At 34.3% G+C, this 14212-nt stretch carries 14 protein-coding genes and 2 tRNA genes; 6 read left to right on the forward strand and 10 right to left on the reverse strand.

The window, feature by feature from the left end; all coding sequences use genetic code 11:
- Positions 1 to 152 precede the first annotated feature (152 nt).
- From COU51_01980 to COU51_02020, 9 genes are all read right to left on the reverse strand, one after another.
- Entirely contained in the window at positions 153 to 404 is a 252-nt protein-coding gene (locus COU51_01980) for a hypothetical protein (protein ID PIR66796.1), read from the reverse strand.
- 45 nt (positions 405 to 449) lie between these two features.
- Positions 450 to 1346 carry a hypothetical protein gene (locus COU51_01985; GenBank protein PIR66797.1) on the reverse strand — a complete coding sequence of 299 codons (897 nt, stop codon included), beginning with the start codon at positions 1344 to 1346 and terminating at the stop codon, positions 450 to 452.
- Between the two features lie 164 nt (positions 1347 to 1510).
- Positions 1511 to 1597, reverse strand: a tRNA-Leu gene (locus COU51_01990).
- Positions 1598 to 1622: 25 nt separating this feature from the next.
- Positions 1623 to 2645 carry a hypothetical protein gene (locus tag COU51_01995; protein PIR66798.1) on the reverse strand — a complete coding sequence of 341 codons (1023 nt, stop codon included), beginning with the start codon at positions 2643 to 2645 and terminating at the stop codon, positions 1623 to 1625.
- Positions 2626 to 3078, reverse strand: a complete 453-nt coding sequence (locus tag COU51_02000) for a cell shape determination protein CcmA (GenBank protein ID PIR66799.1) — start codon at positions 3076 to 3078, stop codon at positions 2626 to 2628. Before COU51_02000 ends, COU51_01995 begins: the two co-directional genes overlap by 20 nt.
- Before the next feature lie 87 nt (positions 3079 to 3165).
- A complete protein-coding gene (gene argS / locus COU51_02005; GenBank protein ID PIR66800.1) occupies positions 3166 to 4908 on the reverse strand; it encodes an arginine--tRNA ligase in 1743 nt (580 codons plus the stop codon).
- Positions 4909 to 4924: 16 nt separating this feature from the next.
- Positions 4925 to 6094 (reverse strand): tyrosine--tRNA ligase, encoded by a 1170-nt coding sequence (locus COU51_02010; GenBank protein PIR66801.1) that lies wholly within the window; start codon positions 6092 to 6094, stop codon positions 4925 to 4927.
- Between the two features lie 78 nt (positions 6095 to 6172).
- Positions 6173 to 9367: a hypothetical protein gene (locus COU51_02015; GenBank protein ID PIR66802.1), complete on the reverse strand. Its 3195-nt coding sequence runs from the start codon at positions 9365 to 9367 to the stop codon at positions 6173 to 6175.
- Positions 9368 to 9418: 51 nt separating this feature from the next.
- On the reverse strand, positions 9419 to 9679 hold the full coding sequence (locus COU51_02020; GenBank protein PIR66803.1) for a hypothetical protein: 261 nt from the start codon (positions 9677 to 9679) through the stop codon (positions 9419 to 9421).
- A 150-nt stretch (positions 9680 to 9829) separates the two neighbouring features.
- Between COU51_02020 and COU51_02025 the strand changes: the two genes are divergently transcribed.
- From COU51_02025 to COU51_02045, 5 genes are all read left to right on the forward strand, one after another.
- Positions 9830 to 10963, forward strand: coding sequence for a hypothetical protein (locus tag COU51_02025; GenBank protein PIR66804.1), 1134 nt, complete (start codon positions 9830 to 9832; stop codon positions 10961 to 10963).
- Between the two features lie 111 nt (positions 10964 to 11074).
- Positions 11075 to 11263: a hypothetical protein gene (locus COU51_02030; GenBank protein PIR66805.1), complete on the forward strand. Its 189-nt coding sequence runs from the start codon at positions 11075 to 11077 to the stop codon at positions 11261 to 11263.
- A gap of 59 nt (positions 11264 to 11322) precedes the next feature.
- A complete protein-coding gene (locus COU51_02035; GenBank protein ID PIR66806.1) occupies positions 11323 to 12507 on the forward strand; it encodes a hypothetical protein in 1185 nt (394 codons plus the stop codon).
- Positions 12508 to 12513: 6 nt separating this feature from the next.
- The gene (locus tag COU51_02040; protein ID PIR66807.1) at positions 12514 to 13608 is read left to right on the forward strand and encodes a YibE/F; all 1095 of its coding nucleotides are present in this window, start codon (positions 12514 to 12516) and stop codon (positions 13606 to 13608) included.
- Positions 13586 to 13873, forward strand: coding sequence for a hypothetical protein (locus COU51_02045; GenBank protein PIR66808.1), 288 nt, complete (start codon positions 13586 to 13588; stop codon positions 13871 to 13873). The genes COU51_02040 and COU51_02045 overlap by 23 nt, the downstream gene beginning before the upstream one ends.
- A gap of 12 nt (positions 13874 to 13885) precedes the next feature.
- Here COU51_02045 and COU51_02050 read toward each other — a convergent pair.
- A tRNA-Ala gene (locus COU51_02050) sits at positions 13886 to 13961 on the reverse strand.
- 105 nt (positions 13962 to 14066) lie between these two features.
- Here COU51_02050 and COU51_02055 point away from each other — a divergent pair.
- Positions 14067 to 14212, forward strand: a 146-nt coding sequence (locus COU51_02055) for a hypothetical protein (GenBank protein PIR66809.1), incomplete at its 3' end; no start/stop codon positions are given.

Genomic DNA, 14212 nt, shown 5'->3' on the forward strand with positions numbered 1-14212 from the left:
AAAATGCCCGCTTGTGCCACATCCTAAATCAGTAACCGTCATACCGGCTCTAAGATCTAATTTTTCTAAAATTTTATTCGGATTTAATAATTCGGATCCAGTTGGAATATATATCATATATAATAAAAAAAATTAATAATCAAAGCTTAAAATTATTGCGCGCGAAATAAACCTCCTAAAAAAAATTTAAACAAACCGTTCAACCAATTAAATGCATAAAACCAAGTAATCAAAATAATGACAAGTCCAATAAGTTTGTATAGAAGACGGCTTCCGCCTTCAAAACCAAATTTTGCTTCTGCCCAAGCGTTTCTTCCAAGCATTTGTAAAAACCATTCCGTTTTCATCATCATTGACACACCTAAAGCAGTGCCCAAAATTCCCACTATTATTCTTGCTATCATAAAAAATATTTTAATTTTTATTTTATTAACTTTTACATTATAAATTTATTTTTTCAATTTTTCTTTCAATTCCACCATTCTCAATTCTCGCCCTATCATCAATTCATTCATCTTTTTTAATTGATTTATCTTTTCTTCTAATGCGCTCTCATCTTCTTTTTGTTTGGTTATATCCATTCCAGAACCCAGTGTGCCTGTTATTTTTCCCTCAGCGTCTTTTAACACCGTATTGCACCATAAAATCATCTTTTCTTTACCGTCTAGCCTTAATATAGCGTTTTCATAATGCGCAGTTTGTTTCGTTTTTCCTTTCATTAATAAATCAAATACAATATTTACTTCTCCGGTTATCCGCTTAGGCAAAAAATTATTAAACCAATTTTTTCCTATCAATTTTTTATCCTTATAACAAGATTCAGCGTTTTTACATCCTAATAAATCGTATCCTCGATAATTTAAAAAAGTTATATTCCCTTTTGTATCAAGAGATAATATCATTACATCAGCTATATTTATATATTTTTCAAATTTTTCTTTTTCTCTAATTAGAGCATGCTCGAGCATTATTTTTTTAGTTACGTCACGGAAAAAAATCAATACCAAATAGTCGGCACCATCTTTAACAATTGTGCCATTTATTTCAACAAATAGTATTTTACCACTCTTTGTTTTTATTTTTATTCCATATGGAAAAACTGCTTTTTTCTGCGCTCTCATTTTAATCTTTTCCGATATTAGTGCTAAATCGCTTTTTAATAAAATAGGCAATTTAAGAATTGGCTTTCCTTCAAGCTCCTCCCTACTAAACTCAGTAAATTTGCAGGCTTCTTTATTTACTCTTATAGAAATGCCTGTTTTTAAATTATAAATAACTAATGGATCCGGAATATAGTCTTGAGTAAGTTCAAAATCTTTTAAACTGAAAGGGGCAATCGTTTTCATATTATTAAATTATTTACTAAATATAGTTAAAAACTATAAAGTCTTCTATATTTAGTATTATAGTATACTTTATAAAAAATAACCAAAAAATATGACCAATAAATCCAACATACTAAATATAAAACACCAATCAAAAAATCCCAATTATTTTGGGATTTTTTGATTGGTGCCCAGGAGAGGACTCGAACCTCCACAGGCTTGCGCCCACCACCACCTCAAGGTGGCGTGTATACCAATTTCACCACCTGGGCATAAATAACAACAAAAATGTGATTTTTAAATTTTTCTTCCTTTTCCAACTATCAGCCTCAACCCTTGCAGTACTAATTTTATTTCAACTTCTTTATAAAAATTTTTTATTCCATCTACAAAAATAGAAAATGCAATTCCGCTTTTTATATCTATTCTATTCGCAAAAAATAAACTTTCTTGTGACTTTTCCTTTTTAAAAATACCAAGCTTTTTTTTGGGTTTTACCAAAATTTCTAATTGTCCATCTTTTGGATTTATTTTTGGTATTGTTTTATCTTCTGTATTCAAATTCAAATTATATATTGCCACATCTCCTCCCGGCGACATAACTTCATATTTTTTATTACAAAATAAGGGCACGCGCTGATTAGATATATATAAACGAGAAACAAACGGCTTTCCATTTATTTTTCCAATATCAATCTTATCTATAATCCTTTGCGAAAGAATCTCGCATGCAGATACACCTTCTGGGATACCCAGCGCTTCTGCTATATGATACCCACCTCCCCCTAAAGGTATAATCCCCAAAGTGACATCAAGTTCTGCGGCCACTCGTATTGATTCTTTTATGATATCGTCTCCGCCCACTACTACTATCGTATTTATTCCGCGTCTTGTATCTTCTTCAATTAATTCTTTCAAATTCTTGAACTGAGATAACCTGTGTACTCTACCGCTTATTCCTAAGTCGGTCAACCTATTTTCAATCGTCCTTAATTGCTTTTCATATTTTGCTCCGCGAAGATACTCGGCATATATATACGCATAAGGTGAAGTATAAATTTTTGCCTTTAAATTTTTTTTGGATTTCAAAAGTTCTTCGGCAATATTTTTCTTTATCCTTTTTTTTATGTTCTTTTTATCCAAAAGGTCGTCTATAGACCTTACCTTCCTTTTTATCTTCTTTTTTACTAATGATTTTTCTTCAACTATAGAAGACGCTGCCTTTTTTACGGAGACGCTTTTTTTATCAAGCTTTTTTTGAGGATAGGCAGCGGACTTTTTTTCTATTTTTTTAGGAATTTTAGTTTTCTTCGCTGGCATCTTCCTCTTTTTTTAATTTTTTAGAGGTTTTGTTTTCCTTTGGATTATCTGGATCAAACATACTGCATTTACCGTTAAATAATGCACCTGCAGTAATAACAAGAGTTTTAGCTTCAATATCACCATAAATTCTAGAAGTTGGAGATAGCTCTAATTTTTCTTTAATCTTTACGTTACCTTCTATAATTCCAGCTACATAAGCATCATGCGCAGAAACACTCGCAGTTATTTTGGCCTTTTCACCTACTTGTAGATTATTGTTTGTCTTTACGCTTCCGAGAACAACACCTTCAATCACTACATTACCCTTACTATTAAAATCGCCCTCTACTTTTACGCCTTGAGCTATTATCGTATCTTGCAAATCCCTATCGTCTTGGTCTTCTTCGGAATAATAGTCTTCTAATCCTTCTTTTGACTCTTTTTTGAACATAAAATTATAAAAATTAATTATGAGCTATTAAAATAATATTAGCTAATTATGATAAAAAAGGCAAGAAAATCTTTAATTATGCCTCCTCTACATTTCATCCAAAACCTCAATTCCCAATAATGCGGTACCCTTCTTAAAAATATCAAGCAGGCTATCTATTATAGCAATGCTTATCCTTCTTTCTTTAAAGTCAGCGTCCAAAACGCGGACATTATGATAAAAATCAGATACTTTGACAGATAGGTCATATAAATACGCGGATATTTCTTCCGGGTCAAGACCATCCAAGGCAGATATTACGGCTTCTGGAAATTTTGCAATTCCCAAAACCAATATCCATAATTTATCTTCTTTTAATAGAGAAAAATCCAATCTTTCATACATTCCCTTCCCTTTCCCCTTTCTCCATATTGAATGAAGTCGAGCATAGGTATATAAAAGATATGGACCGGTTTTTCCGGTAAAAGATAAAGATTCTTTTGGATTAAATCTTATCTTTGTCGCAGGATTAACATTTAATATATAAAATCTGAGTGCAGAAGAAGCGATTATCTCCGATCTTCTATCCACCTCGCCTTCTTTCATAAAATCATGCCTAATATTAATTTCTTCTTTAGCAATTTCTTCCATTTTATCCAAAAGATCATCAGCATCTACCACCGTGCCTTCACGTGACTTCATTCTTCCTTCTGGAAGCTCAACTAACCCATAGCTAAGATGATGAAACTCTGGCCTCTTTATCAAATCTGTTTGCCCTGTATATAATCCTAATTTTTCTATAGCACAAAAAAGTTGTTTAAAATATAAATCTTGTTCCGAGCCGACCACATAAAATACTTTTTTATAACCACTGTCCAATCGAGTTTTTGCCAAAGCCATGTCAGTTGTTATATAGATTGCCGTTCCGTCTTCACGAAGTAAAATTTTGTCCGGCAAACCACAGTTTTCAAGTTTTATTATTACATTTCCATTTGCATCTTTTTCCACCTTTCCTTCCTTTAGATACTTTTCTATGATTTCTCTACCTTTTTTAAAAAGTTTGCTTTCATAAAAAACCTTATCAAATGAAACACCCAGTCTTTTATAAGTTTGTTTATAACCGCTTAATACCCATTTTTGCATCTTCTCCCACAGTTGCATTGCGTTTTCATCGCCAACCTCCCACTCTTGTAAAAGTTTTTGCGCTTTTGCCGGCAAAGATTTGTCTTTTTTTGCTTTTTCTTCAAAAAGAACATAATACTTTCCAACAAAATGGTCAGACTTCAACCCTGACTTTGCCGGGCTGTCATTCTTGCCCCAAAATTCATAGGCAAGCATGGCCTTACAAATAGCGATTCCCCTATCATTTACCAAACACTCTCTATTAACTTGATATCCGCAAAATTGCATTATATTAGCGATAGAACTACCAAGATAAGCATTTCTAATATGCCCCAGATGCAAAGGCTTATTGCTATTTGGAGACATATATTCAATTGATACTTTTTCTCCTTTACCTACATTTATATAATTGTTATCAATGTCCTGCGCTTGCAACTCATTTAATATCTCTGCTCCGGTTTTAGCGCGGTTTAGATAAATATTCAAATATGCACCCTTTGCTTCTGTACGCTCAATTAACTTCTGTTTTTTGAAAACTTTTTGCAAATTCTTTGCAATGTCTTGCGGTTTCTTTTTCAATTCTTTTGCTAATTTAAAAAGTGGAAGTGCCAAATCCCCTCCCTTTATATTTTCCGGTGGATATTCAAAATCGGCACCATTTATCAAGTTGCTTCCCAATGTTTTATTTACGCTTTTTGCCAAATCAGATTTTAATTTTTGTAAAAACATATCCAAAATTATTTATTTAAATCAATTTTACAAAATGTCTTTTTCCTTTTTTCAAAATTCCGAAAGTTGCCTTTTCCTCAAAACTTTTTATTTTTTTATTATCTAACGAAACTCCGCCCTGCTCTACTGCCCGACGCGCGTCACTTTTGCTTGAACACAACTTTGATTCAACCAAAACGTCTGCAATATTTTTATTACCTTTCAGTTTATATTCCGGCATATCCAAAGGCACATCCTTTTTTACAATTACCGATTCAAAATGAGCTTTACCTCTTTTTGCTGACGCTTCTCCTAAAAATAATTTTACTATTTCAGATGCGAGTTTTATTTTTAATTCGCGTGGATTTTTCTTTATTTCTTTTTTCATTGATTCCACTTGTTCTGTCGGCACAATGGTACAAAGTTCAAAACCGGAAATTATCATCTCGTCCGGCCAACTCATTACTTTACCAAACATATCTTCCGGAGAATCGAAAAGCGCAACCATATTCCCTTCACTTTTGCCCATTTTTTTGCCAGTAGTGTCTGTTAAAAGTTTCATTGTCAAAACAAATTTTTCTTTATTTTTCATGATTTTCATCAAATCCCTACCTGCTAACATATTAAATGTCTGATCATTTCCTCCAACCTCTCCGTCAACGTCCATCACCACGCTGTCATATGCCTGCATCATTGGATACATAAATTCGTGGACATAAATCGGCTTACCGGCTTTTATTCGTTCCTGAAACATATCGCGCTCCATCATTCTTTGAACTGTAAACCTTGATGACAATTGCAAAACATCAGCAAAATCCATTTTAGAAAACCATTTGCTGTTATATTTTATTTCAACAGGATTTTTTCCGTTAAAATCCAAAATTGCTGATGCTTGTTTTTTATACTCTTTGCAGTTTTTCAAAACATCTTCTTTTGTAAGCTGTTGTCTTGTTGAAGATTTGTCAGTCGGGTCGCCAATCATTCCGGTAAAATCGCCAATCAAAAATATAATTTTATGACCTAATTGCTGAAATTGCCTAAGCTTTAACATTGTGATACCGTGTCCGATATGGAGCGTCGGCCCTGTCGGGTCATAACCGGCATATATTATCAGCTTCTTTTTTGATTTTAATAATTTTTCCAAAAATGCAGGCGTCGGATAAACGTTTTCCACCCCGCGGGTTAATAATTCTTTTATTTTATCCATATTTTTCAATTGCACTTCTCCACATGCTCCGCTTAGTCGAAGAATATTATTGTTCGAGCAGAGTCGAGAACTACCTTATTATAAATTTTTTAATTGTGATTTTATATTTTCTATTTCTTCTTCTGCTTTTCTAAGCTTTTCACGTTCACTATCCACTACCGACTTTGGAGCTTTTACAATAAATTCTTTATTTGCCAATTTTTTATTCAAACCTGATAGATACTCTTCTTTTTCGTCCAGCTCTTTTTGAAGTCGCGCCTTTGTTTTTTCTTTATCTTGTTTTTTCGCCAACAATTTTATCCTCGTCCCTGCGTCGGATTTTTTTAAATTTATTTTACTCTTTGATAATCTTTCAATAATTTCTAAATTATCTTTAAATAATTTTTCTGTCTTTGATGCAATTTCAAAATTTACAATTTTTCCGGCTTCAATTTTGTTTTCTGCGCGAAGATTGCGAATTTTGATAATCAGCTCTTTTACTTTTTCAAAATCGCCTATTCCTAATTTTTTTGTTGTTTTAGGCCATTCTGCCACAATCAAATTTCTCTTTCCCAACATATCACTCCAAATAGCTTCTGTCACAAACGGAACAAACGGATGCCACAAAATTAAAAGCTTTTCTAAAATTTCTTTTAAATATTTTCCGCCTTCTACTTTAGAAGCTTCCAAATACCAATCAGCAAAATCGCTCCAAGTAAATTCGCGCAACCTTTCTCCTGCTTGCGAAAATCTAAAATTATCAAAATCTCCCGTTACTTCTGTAACCAAGGTATTAAATTTGGATATTATCCACTTATCTGCAAATCCTTCTTTCCCGCTTTTATTTTTGTTCGTCGTAATAAAACGACTAATATTCCAAATTTTATTTACCAAGTTTCTTGCGCCTTCTACTTTTTCAAAATAGAATCTTTGATCTTGACCCGGAGAAACACCGGCAAGCAAACTAAATCGCAAAGCGTCTGTTCCATATTTTTTTATTACATCCAACGGATCAATATTGTTTCCTGATGATTTTGAAAATTTGTTCCCTTTTTCATCACGCAAAATACCATGTATATAAACATCTTTAAACGGAATTTCTTTGAGCGCATATTCGCTCATCAAAATCATTCTTGCCATCCAAAAAAATAAAATCTCATGCCCCATCTGCATCCAGTCGGTTGGATGAAACTCTTTCAAATCTTCATCCGCCTCTCCATTATTATCAATGCCACGGATAACATAACTGCCAGTCGGTGGATAATCCCCGGGGATTTTTTTCTTAGAAAATTCCGCAATGCCCGACATATACGCAATTGGGTCGCCATGCGAAACGACAATCACAGTTTTTCCAGCATACTTTTTGTTTAAATCTTTCAAAAATGAAGCAGATCTTTTTTCCAAATCTTCCAAGGACTCTATCTTATATCCGTTTTTACCGCCGTTATAAAATTCCGTTCTCGCTTTTGCAAAGCCGTCACCACCCTCTCCCTGAAATTCTCCAACTCCAATTTCTCGGATACGATCATCAAATTCAATCTTAACTCCCAGCTCCTTTGCTATAATTTCGGCAGTTTCTTTAGTGCGCTTGACCGGTGAAGAAAAAATCTTAACCGCTCCGTATTTTTTTATTTCGCCTGTAATTTTCAAGACTTGTTTTATACCTTTTTCCGTCAAACCGTTCCAATCTGTATCACTGTGTTCATCCAGTATCCCCCGCACATTCCCCTCCGCTTGCCCATGCCTGACAAAAATAACTTTCGTAAGCGGCCAGCCAAGTGTTGAAAATGTCCAAAGCCCGGAAGAAAACCATGTATCAAGCGTATCTGGATCTTGCTCCCATCCCTTTCCTGGCGCCTTGTCTCCCACATAAATATCTTGCCACAAAGCGACACCTTTGTTATTCGTCATTTGTAATTCGTCATTCGTAATTTCCTGTTTACGATAATAAACAGGAATCCTATGTCCCCAATAAATCTGACGACTAATGCACCAGTCACGCAAATTATCTATCCACTGAAAATATGTTTTCTCAAATCTTTTTGGTGTAATGCGGACTCCGTTTTTGCCAACCGCTTCTTTCATTATTTCTTTCAATGTTTCATTTCTGCCGGGAATCTTTTTGTTAACAGCTACAAACCATTGTGTTTTTGGCAAAACCTCAACAATGTCGCCAAACCTGTCTGATGTGCCGACACTCTGATCTACTTCTTCTTCTTTAACAAATAATCCCTGTTTCTTTAACTTCTCAATAATTTTCTCTCTCGCTTTCTCAATGCTCAAACCAGTATATTCTTTCTTTGCTTCCAATAATTTTTTTTGCGTCTTCAAATCAACAATAAAATCATTTTCTTGATTTATATTCTCCGGATGTTCTATTGCTATGACACCTTCTTCATTTATGACTCTTCGCAATATTTTTAGTCCATTTCTTACTGCCATCTCATAATCAACCAAAGAATGTGCCGGAGTAACCCCTAATGCGCCGGTTCCAAACTCCATATCTACATTTTTATCGGCGATAATTTTTATTGTTAATGGAACTCCGACAAAATCAATATCAAATGTTTTGCCAATATATTTTTTGTAGCGCGCGTCTTTTGGATTTACTGCAACCGCCGTATCTCCTAATTTTGTTTCCGGCCTGGTGGTTGCAATTGTAATAGGAAATTCGCGAGAATATTTAAAAGTATAAAATTTTGCTTTTCTTTCCACATACACTATCTCGTCATCAGACAAAGTGGATTGTCCCTTAACGCTCCAATTAACCGCCTTAAACCCGCGATAAATCAACCCGTCGTCATACATTTTTTTGAAAACCGCAACAACCGCTTTATTCCTGTCTTCATCAAAAGTATATGCTAAACGCGACCAATCGCAACTAGTCCCCATTTTTCGTATTTGTGATAAAATTATTTTTTTAGAATTTTCCGCGTATTTACGGATTTCCGCCAAAAGCTTTTCGCGTCCCAATTCTTCTCGCGGATGTTTAATTCCACTCTCCATCAAAACTTTTTCAACTTTTGCCTGTGTTGCCACTGCCGAATGATCGGTGCCCGGCAAAAGCAAAACCTTTTTGCCTTGCAATCTTTGATAGCGGGCCATCACGTCCATTAAAGAATTCTCCAATGCATGCCCAAGATGAAGCACGCCAGTTACATTTGGCGGTGGCATCATTATAGAATACGGAGCGCCTTTTAATTTATCGGGATTAAAAAAACCTGATTTATCCCATGCAGAATAAATCTTATCCTCATATTTTTTCGGCTCATACGCCTTTGGAACTTCCTTCATATCAAAAATTTATAGTTCCCGACCTTGTAGAGGGACTACATTATTATATATCTACTTTACCAAAAATCCATTTTCTTGACAAACCGCGCTAAAACAAAAAACTCTCCAAAAAAGAGAGTTAGAAAAAAATACCCTTAATAACCATTGCAATGAGCCAAAGAATGAACAGCGGTAAAACGAGCCATCGTAGCCCATTACAGAATCCAAAGCCGTTATTGTCTGGCAAACTACCTCCAAAAATACTATGAAAGACAAAGCAAAAAGAACTACTCCGGCCCACTGGACCCACGCCCAAGTGATGGTGATTTCCATTCCTCACCTCCTAAAAACATGTTAGCAACTTAGCTTCAGTGTATCAATACTTGACATAAGTATCGCCAGCTGTTAAGCTAAGATATTAAATTATTCATCACATTGGTATTTCTTATTCGTAAGTCGTAATTGATAATTCATAATTATTTTATGCCCCTTAGCCCAAAACAACAAATAATCCATTCCATCAAAAAATCCGAAAATATCCTTATTGCTTTTAAGGATATTAAATATGGGAACGGCTACCCTGCCGGAGCTGATGCTATAGCCTCAGCCCTGGCTCTTCAAAAAATTATTACCAAAAATAATAAAACGGCCGATATTGCTTCATCTAATTTTTCCCTACCCAAAAATCTAGCCTTTCTCCCCTCTGCAGATAAAATAAAAAATAGCATAGTATCCTCAAAAGAATCATCAATTTCTATAAATATCAAAAACTCCGGACTTAAAAATTTTTCATATAAAATAGACGGAGACCTTTTAAATATCTTCTTGAGTCCAAAATTCGGAAACCTAAGTCTAAACAATCTAAAAGTTGATAACGGTTCTTTGCGCTATGACCTGATTATTGTTCTAGACACGCCGGATATAGCGCAATTGGGTGATTTATATATAAATAATAAAACGCTTTTTGATAATGTGCCGATAATTAATATTGATCATCAACCGCAAAATGACGGATTTGGAGAAATAAATATGATAGATATAAAAAGTTCGTCTGTCGCGGAAATCATTTGGAACGTACTGGGAAATAGTAAAAATATGGATGAAGAAATAATTAATTGCCTCTTAGCCGGCATTATTTCCAAAACAAAAAATTTCCGGCGCGCAAATACCGGTACAAAAACCCTTGAAGCAGCAGGAAAAATGATTGAGCTCGGTGCAAACCGACATGAAATTGTTGAAATGATGTACAGAACAAAAGCTATTGAAACATTAAAATTATGGGGGCGAACATTGGCACGCCTAAAACAAAATGAAAATATTATCTGCTCAATACTCACCAGAGACGATTTTATTCATTCTGGAGCTGAAGAAAACGTTCTCCCTGATGTTATCCACGAGCTTATGTCCAATTCTCCTGCCAATGACACAATTGTGATTATTTTTGAAGCTATCGATGGAAAAATAAAAGCTCTGATGTATAGTGAAACTAAAAATATAAAAATAGAGTCTTTGGGTGTAGAACATTTTTCCGGCCAGCTTGCTCATATTGATCTGCCATATAAAAATATAATTGAAGCAGAAAAAATACTTATAGAAGAAATAAAGATAAATATATAATTTGTATTATTAAATATAAATTATGAAAATCCACTATGCGTGGATTTTTTACTTGACAAAATATTATAATGGGTATATACTCATAATATATAATAATTAACCTAAAAACATATGCCTTATCAAGATGGCACAGGGCCTGAAGGAAAAGGTCCTAAAACCGGAAGAGGATTAGGTCGTTGTACAGAGAAGGATCAAACAATTCGTCCATCTATCAATGGATTGGCAAGACAAGGCACCGGTCGCCGTCCACGCAGAAGCTCGGATAGAATAACCGGCCGCGGATTTGGCCGAAAATCCTAAAACAAACACAACACCCAACTTTAAAAAAGTGGGGCGTTGTGTTATTATTTAAAAATAATATGAATATAAAAATTCTAAAATTTTTGTTTATCGGGATTTTATTTTTTACGCTAATTTTAAATCCCCTTGCATTAAAAGCCGAGGAAAAAATACCTGTCTATTTTTTCTATGGAATAGGATGTCCACATTGCGCAAATGTCGCGCCTTTTTTAGAAAAAATAAGTAATAACTATCCACAAATAATAATTTATGGTCTTGAAATTTATCAAAATCAGGAAAATGGTATGGCTCTACTTAGTATGTATAAAAAATACAATGTTCCGCAAAAAGAACAAGGCGTACCTGTTATTTTTTTACCTGATAAATATTTGTCCGGGGATACACCTATTATTAATAATCTGGAAAATGAATTTAAAAGAATTATAAAAACTTATCTGCCTGTTTCAGATAACACGCTTTCATTGAACAATATACCCTCATCTGATAATACGCCCGCAGAAAATAATATACCTACGGTTGAAGCGCCAAAAGACAATGAAACAAAAACACAAATCTCCAATAAACCATCAAAATCACTATCTCTTTTTGCAATAACAATTGCCGCGCTTGCCGACTCAATTAATCCATGCGCGATAGCGGTTTTGGTAATTTTACTTAGCGCCCTAATGCTTATTAATGACAGAAAACGCGCGCTGTACGGAGGGCTTGCTTTTATTGCGTCAATTTACATTTCTTATTTTCTTTTTGGTCTTGGGATATTAAAAGCTATTCAAACCGCCAATATAAATGCTCATATAGTTTATAGAATAGTTGGCGTTTTAGCTATCTTTATCGGCTTAGCAAATCTTAAAGATTTTTTTTGGTATGGCAAAGGATTTGTTATGGAAATCCCTCGCAAATGGCGACCAGTACTTCAGGCGATGCTCAAAAAAATAACGTCTCCCATCGGAGCTTTTTTAATCGGTTTTGTAGTAACACTTTTTGAGCTTCCTTGCACCGGAGGTCCGTATTTTTTTGTCCTCGGTCTTTTATCTCAACAAGAATCTCTTAGTATCATAATCCCTGATTTGCTTTATTATAATATTTTCTTTATACTTCCTTTATTAATACTTGCTTTTATAATTTATTTTGGATATTCAAATACAGAAAAAGCCAAGGAATGGAAAGAAAAAAATATCCGAGCATTGCATCTTATTACAGGACTGATAATGCTCGGGCTGGGAATTTGGGTATTCTTTTATTAAAAAAATATGAAAAAAATACTTTTAATAATTTTGCTCCTTACTTTTTTAATGCCGATTGTTTCAAACGCGCAAACTTCTGATAATATCCTTGAAGCCAAGGTTTTAAAAATTATACAAGAAAGAGAGTATATTTCAGAAGATGGCTCAAAAATAATTCAACAAGATATACAAATGGAAGGATTAGATGGTGTGTGGAAAGATAAAAAAATTATTTTTTACGGAATATCCGATTTAGAAGTAGTAAATACAAATATATATAAAAAAGGAGACAATGTTTTGGTAAGCTACGTGCAAGATGGGGAAGGAAACGACGTATTTTATATTTTGGACTATATCCGCAGAAGCAACCTTTATCTATTGGCTTTTATTTTTGCGTTAATCATTGTTTTTATTGGAAAGTGGAAAGGGCTAAAATCCTTGCTAAGTTTATGTATAAGTTTTTTAATAATAATAAAATTTATTGTTCCACAAATTTTAGCCGGCCACAATCCGCTTTTGATAGCAATAATCGGTTCATTTTTAATATTGCTTATTATTATTTATCTTACTGAAGGATGGAATGCAAAATCTCATCTTTCTGTTTTAAGCATTCTGATATCTCTTGTTATCACTGGCGAGCTTGCCACGCTATTTACTTTTATGGCGCGCCTTACCGGAACTGCCGGAGAAGACATAATGTATTTAATAGGCATTGGCAAAAACGCGATAGATTTTAAAGGATTGCTTTTAGCCGGAATATTAATCGGCACACTGGGTGTTTTAGACGATATGGTGTTAAGCCAAATAGAAGCCGTCCGTCAGATAAAAGACGCAAACCCATTGCTTGATAAAAAGGAAATTATAAAAAAAGCATACGGGATTGGCAGAAGCCACTTAGGCGCCATTATAAATACATTATTTTTGGCATATGCCGCAGTATCTCTGCCATTTCTAATACTTTTTTCGGCAAAATCCACAATGACAGCTATGCAAGTAATAAATAACGAAATGATTGCCACAGAGATTATTAGAACATTAGTCGGAAGTATTGGTATTGCGTTAGCTTTGCCAATTTCTACAATTATAGCAACATATTATTATGCCAAGACCAAGAAAAAATAGAAAAATTCGTTTTGACCCAACCGCAACTTATTTCAAACCGCGCGGTATTCCAATGACCTCTTTAGAAGAGATTATTTTGGATTTAGATGAGATAGAAGCAATACACTTAAAAGACAAACAGGGATTAGACCAAACAGAAGCGGCAAAAAAAATGAATATATCTCAAAGCACTTTTCAAAGAATTATAACCTTAGCCCACAAAAAAATCAGTGAAGCGATAATAGATGGCAAGGCAATAAAAATTAAAACAAAAAATCCCAGATAACCTGGGATTTTTTGGTGGACCCTACCGGACTCGAACCGGTCGCCTCCGCGTTGCAAACGCGGCGCTCTACCAAATGAGCTAAGGGCCCATACATATTTAAACTTATTTCATTATAGCATAAATTACCTTTATTGTCAAGCTAAATACTGCTATGCAATAATCTAAACTGAACGCACCACCCAATTAGAAAAATATGGTCAAAACCATTAAAGTGGTGGATATGTCAAATAATTTAAAATTTTACGATCGGCAGAAGCTGGAATACTGGCTTAGAACAAAACAAAGCATAAGAGCAATAGCTAAAATCATGAGGCGAGATCATTTGGTGATAGTGAGAGA

It is taken from the genome of Parcubacteria group bacterium CG10_big_fil_rev_8_21_14_0_10_36_14, from assembly GCA_002772895.1.
GTDB lineage: Bacteria > Patescibacteriota > Patescibacteriia.

What these genes read in the sequence shown, in the direction of transcription:
- COU51_02000 (PIR66799.1), bottom strand. Translation starts at nt 3,078, where the DNA reads ATGTTCAAAAAAGAGTCAAAAGAAGGATTAGAAGACTATTATTCCGAA.
- COU51_02020 (PIR66803.1), bottom strand. Translation starts at nt 9,679, where the DNA reads ATGGAAATCACCATCACTTGGGCGTGGGTCCAGTGGGCCGGAGTAGTT.
- COU51_01980 (PIR66796.1), bottom strand. Translation starts at nt 404, where the DNA reads ATGATAGCAAGAATAATAGTGGGAATTTTGGGCACTGCTTTAGGTGTG.
- argS (PIR66800.1), bottom strand. Translation starts at nt 4,908, where the DNA reads ATGTTTTTACAAAAATTAAAATCTGATTTGGCAAAAAGCGTAAATAAA.
- COU51_02045 (PIR66808.1), top strand. Translation starts at nt 13,586, where the DNA reads ATGCCAAGACCAAGAAAAAATAGAAAAATTCGTTTTGACCCAACCGCA.
- COU51_02040 (PIR66807.1), top strand. Translation starts at nt 12,514, where the DNA reads ATGAAAAAAATACTTTTAATAATTTTGCTCCTTACTTTTTTAATGCCG.
- COU51_02030 (PIR66805.1), top strand. Translation starts at nt 11,075, where the DNA reads ATGCCTTATCAAGATGGCACAGGGCCTGAAGGAAAAGGTCCTAAAACC.
- COU51_02015 (PIR66802.1), bottom strand. Translation starts at nt 9,367, where the DNA reads ATGAAGGAAGTTCCAAAGGCGTATGAGCCGAAAAAATATGAGGATAAG.
- COU51_02035 (PIR66806.1), top strand. Translation starts at nt 11,323, where the DNA reads ATGAATATAAAAATTCTAAAATTTTTGTTTATCGGGATTTTATTTTTT.
- COU51_02025 (PIR66804.1), top strand. Translation starts at nt 9,830, where the DNA reads ATGCCCCTTAGCCCAAAACAACAAATAATCCATTCCATCAAAAAATCC.
- COU51_01985 (PIR66797.1), bottom strand. Translation starts at nt 1,346, where the DNA reads ATGAAAACGATTGCCCCTTTCAGTTTAAAAGATTTTGAACTTACTCAA.
- COU51_01995 (PIR66798.1), bottom strand. Translation starts at nt 2,645, where the DNA reads ATGCCAGCGAAGAAAACTAAAATTCCTAAAAAAATAGAAAAAAAGTCC.
- COU51_02010 (PIR66801.1), bottom strand. Translation starts at nt 6,094, where the DNA reads ATGGATAAAATAAAAGAATTATTAACCCGCGGGGTGGAAAACGTTTAT.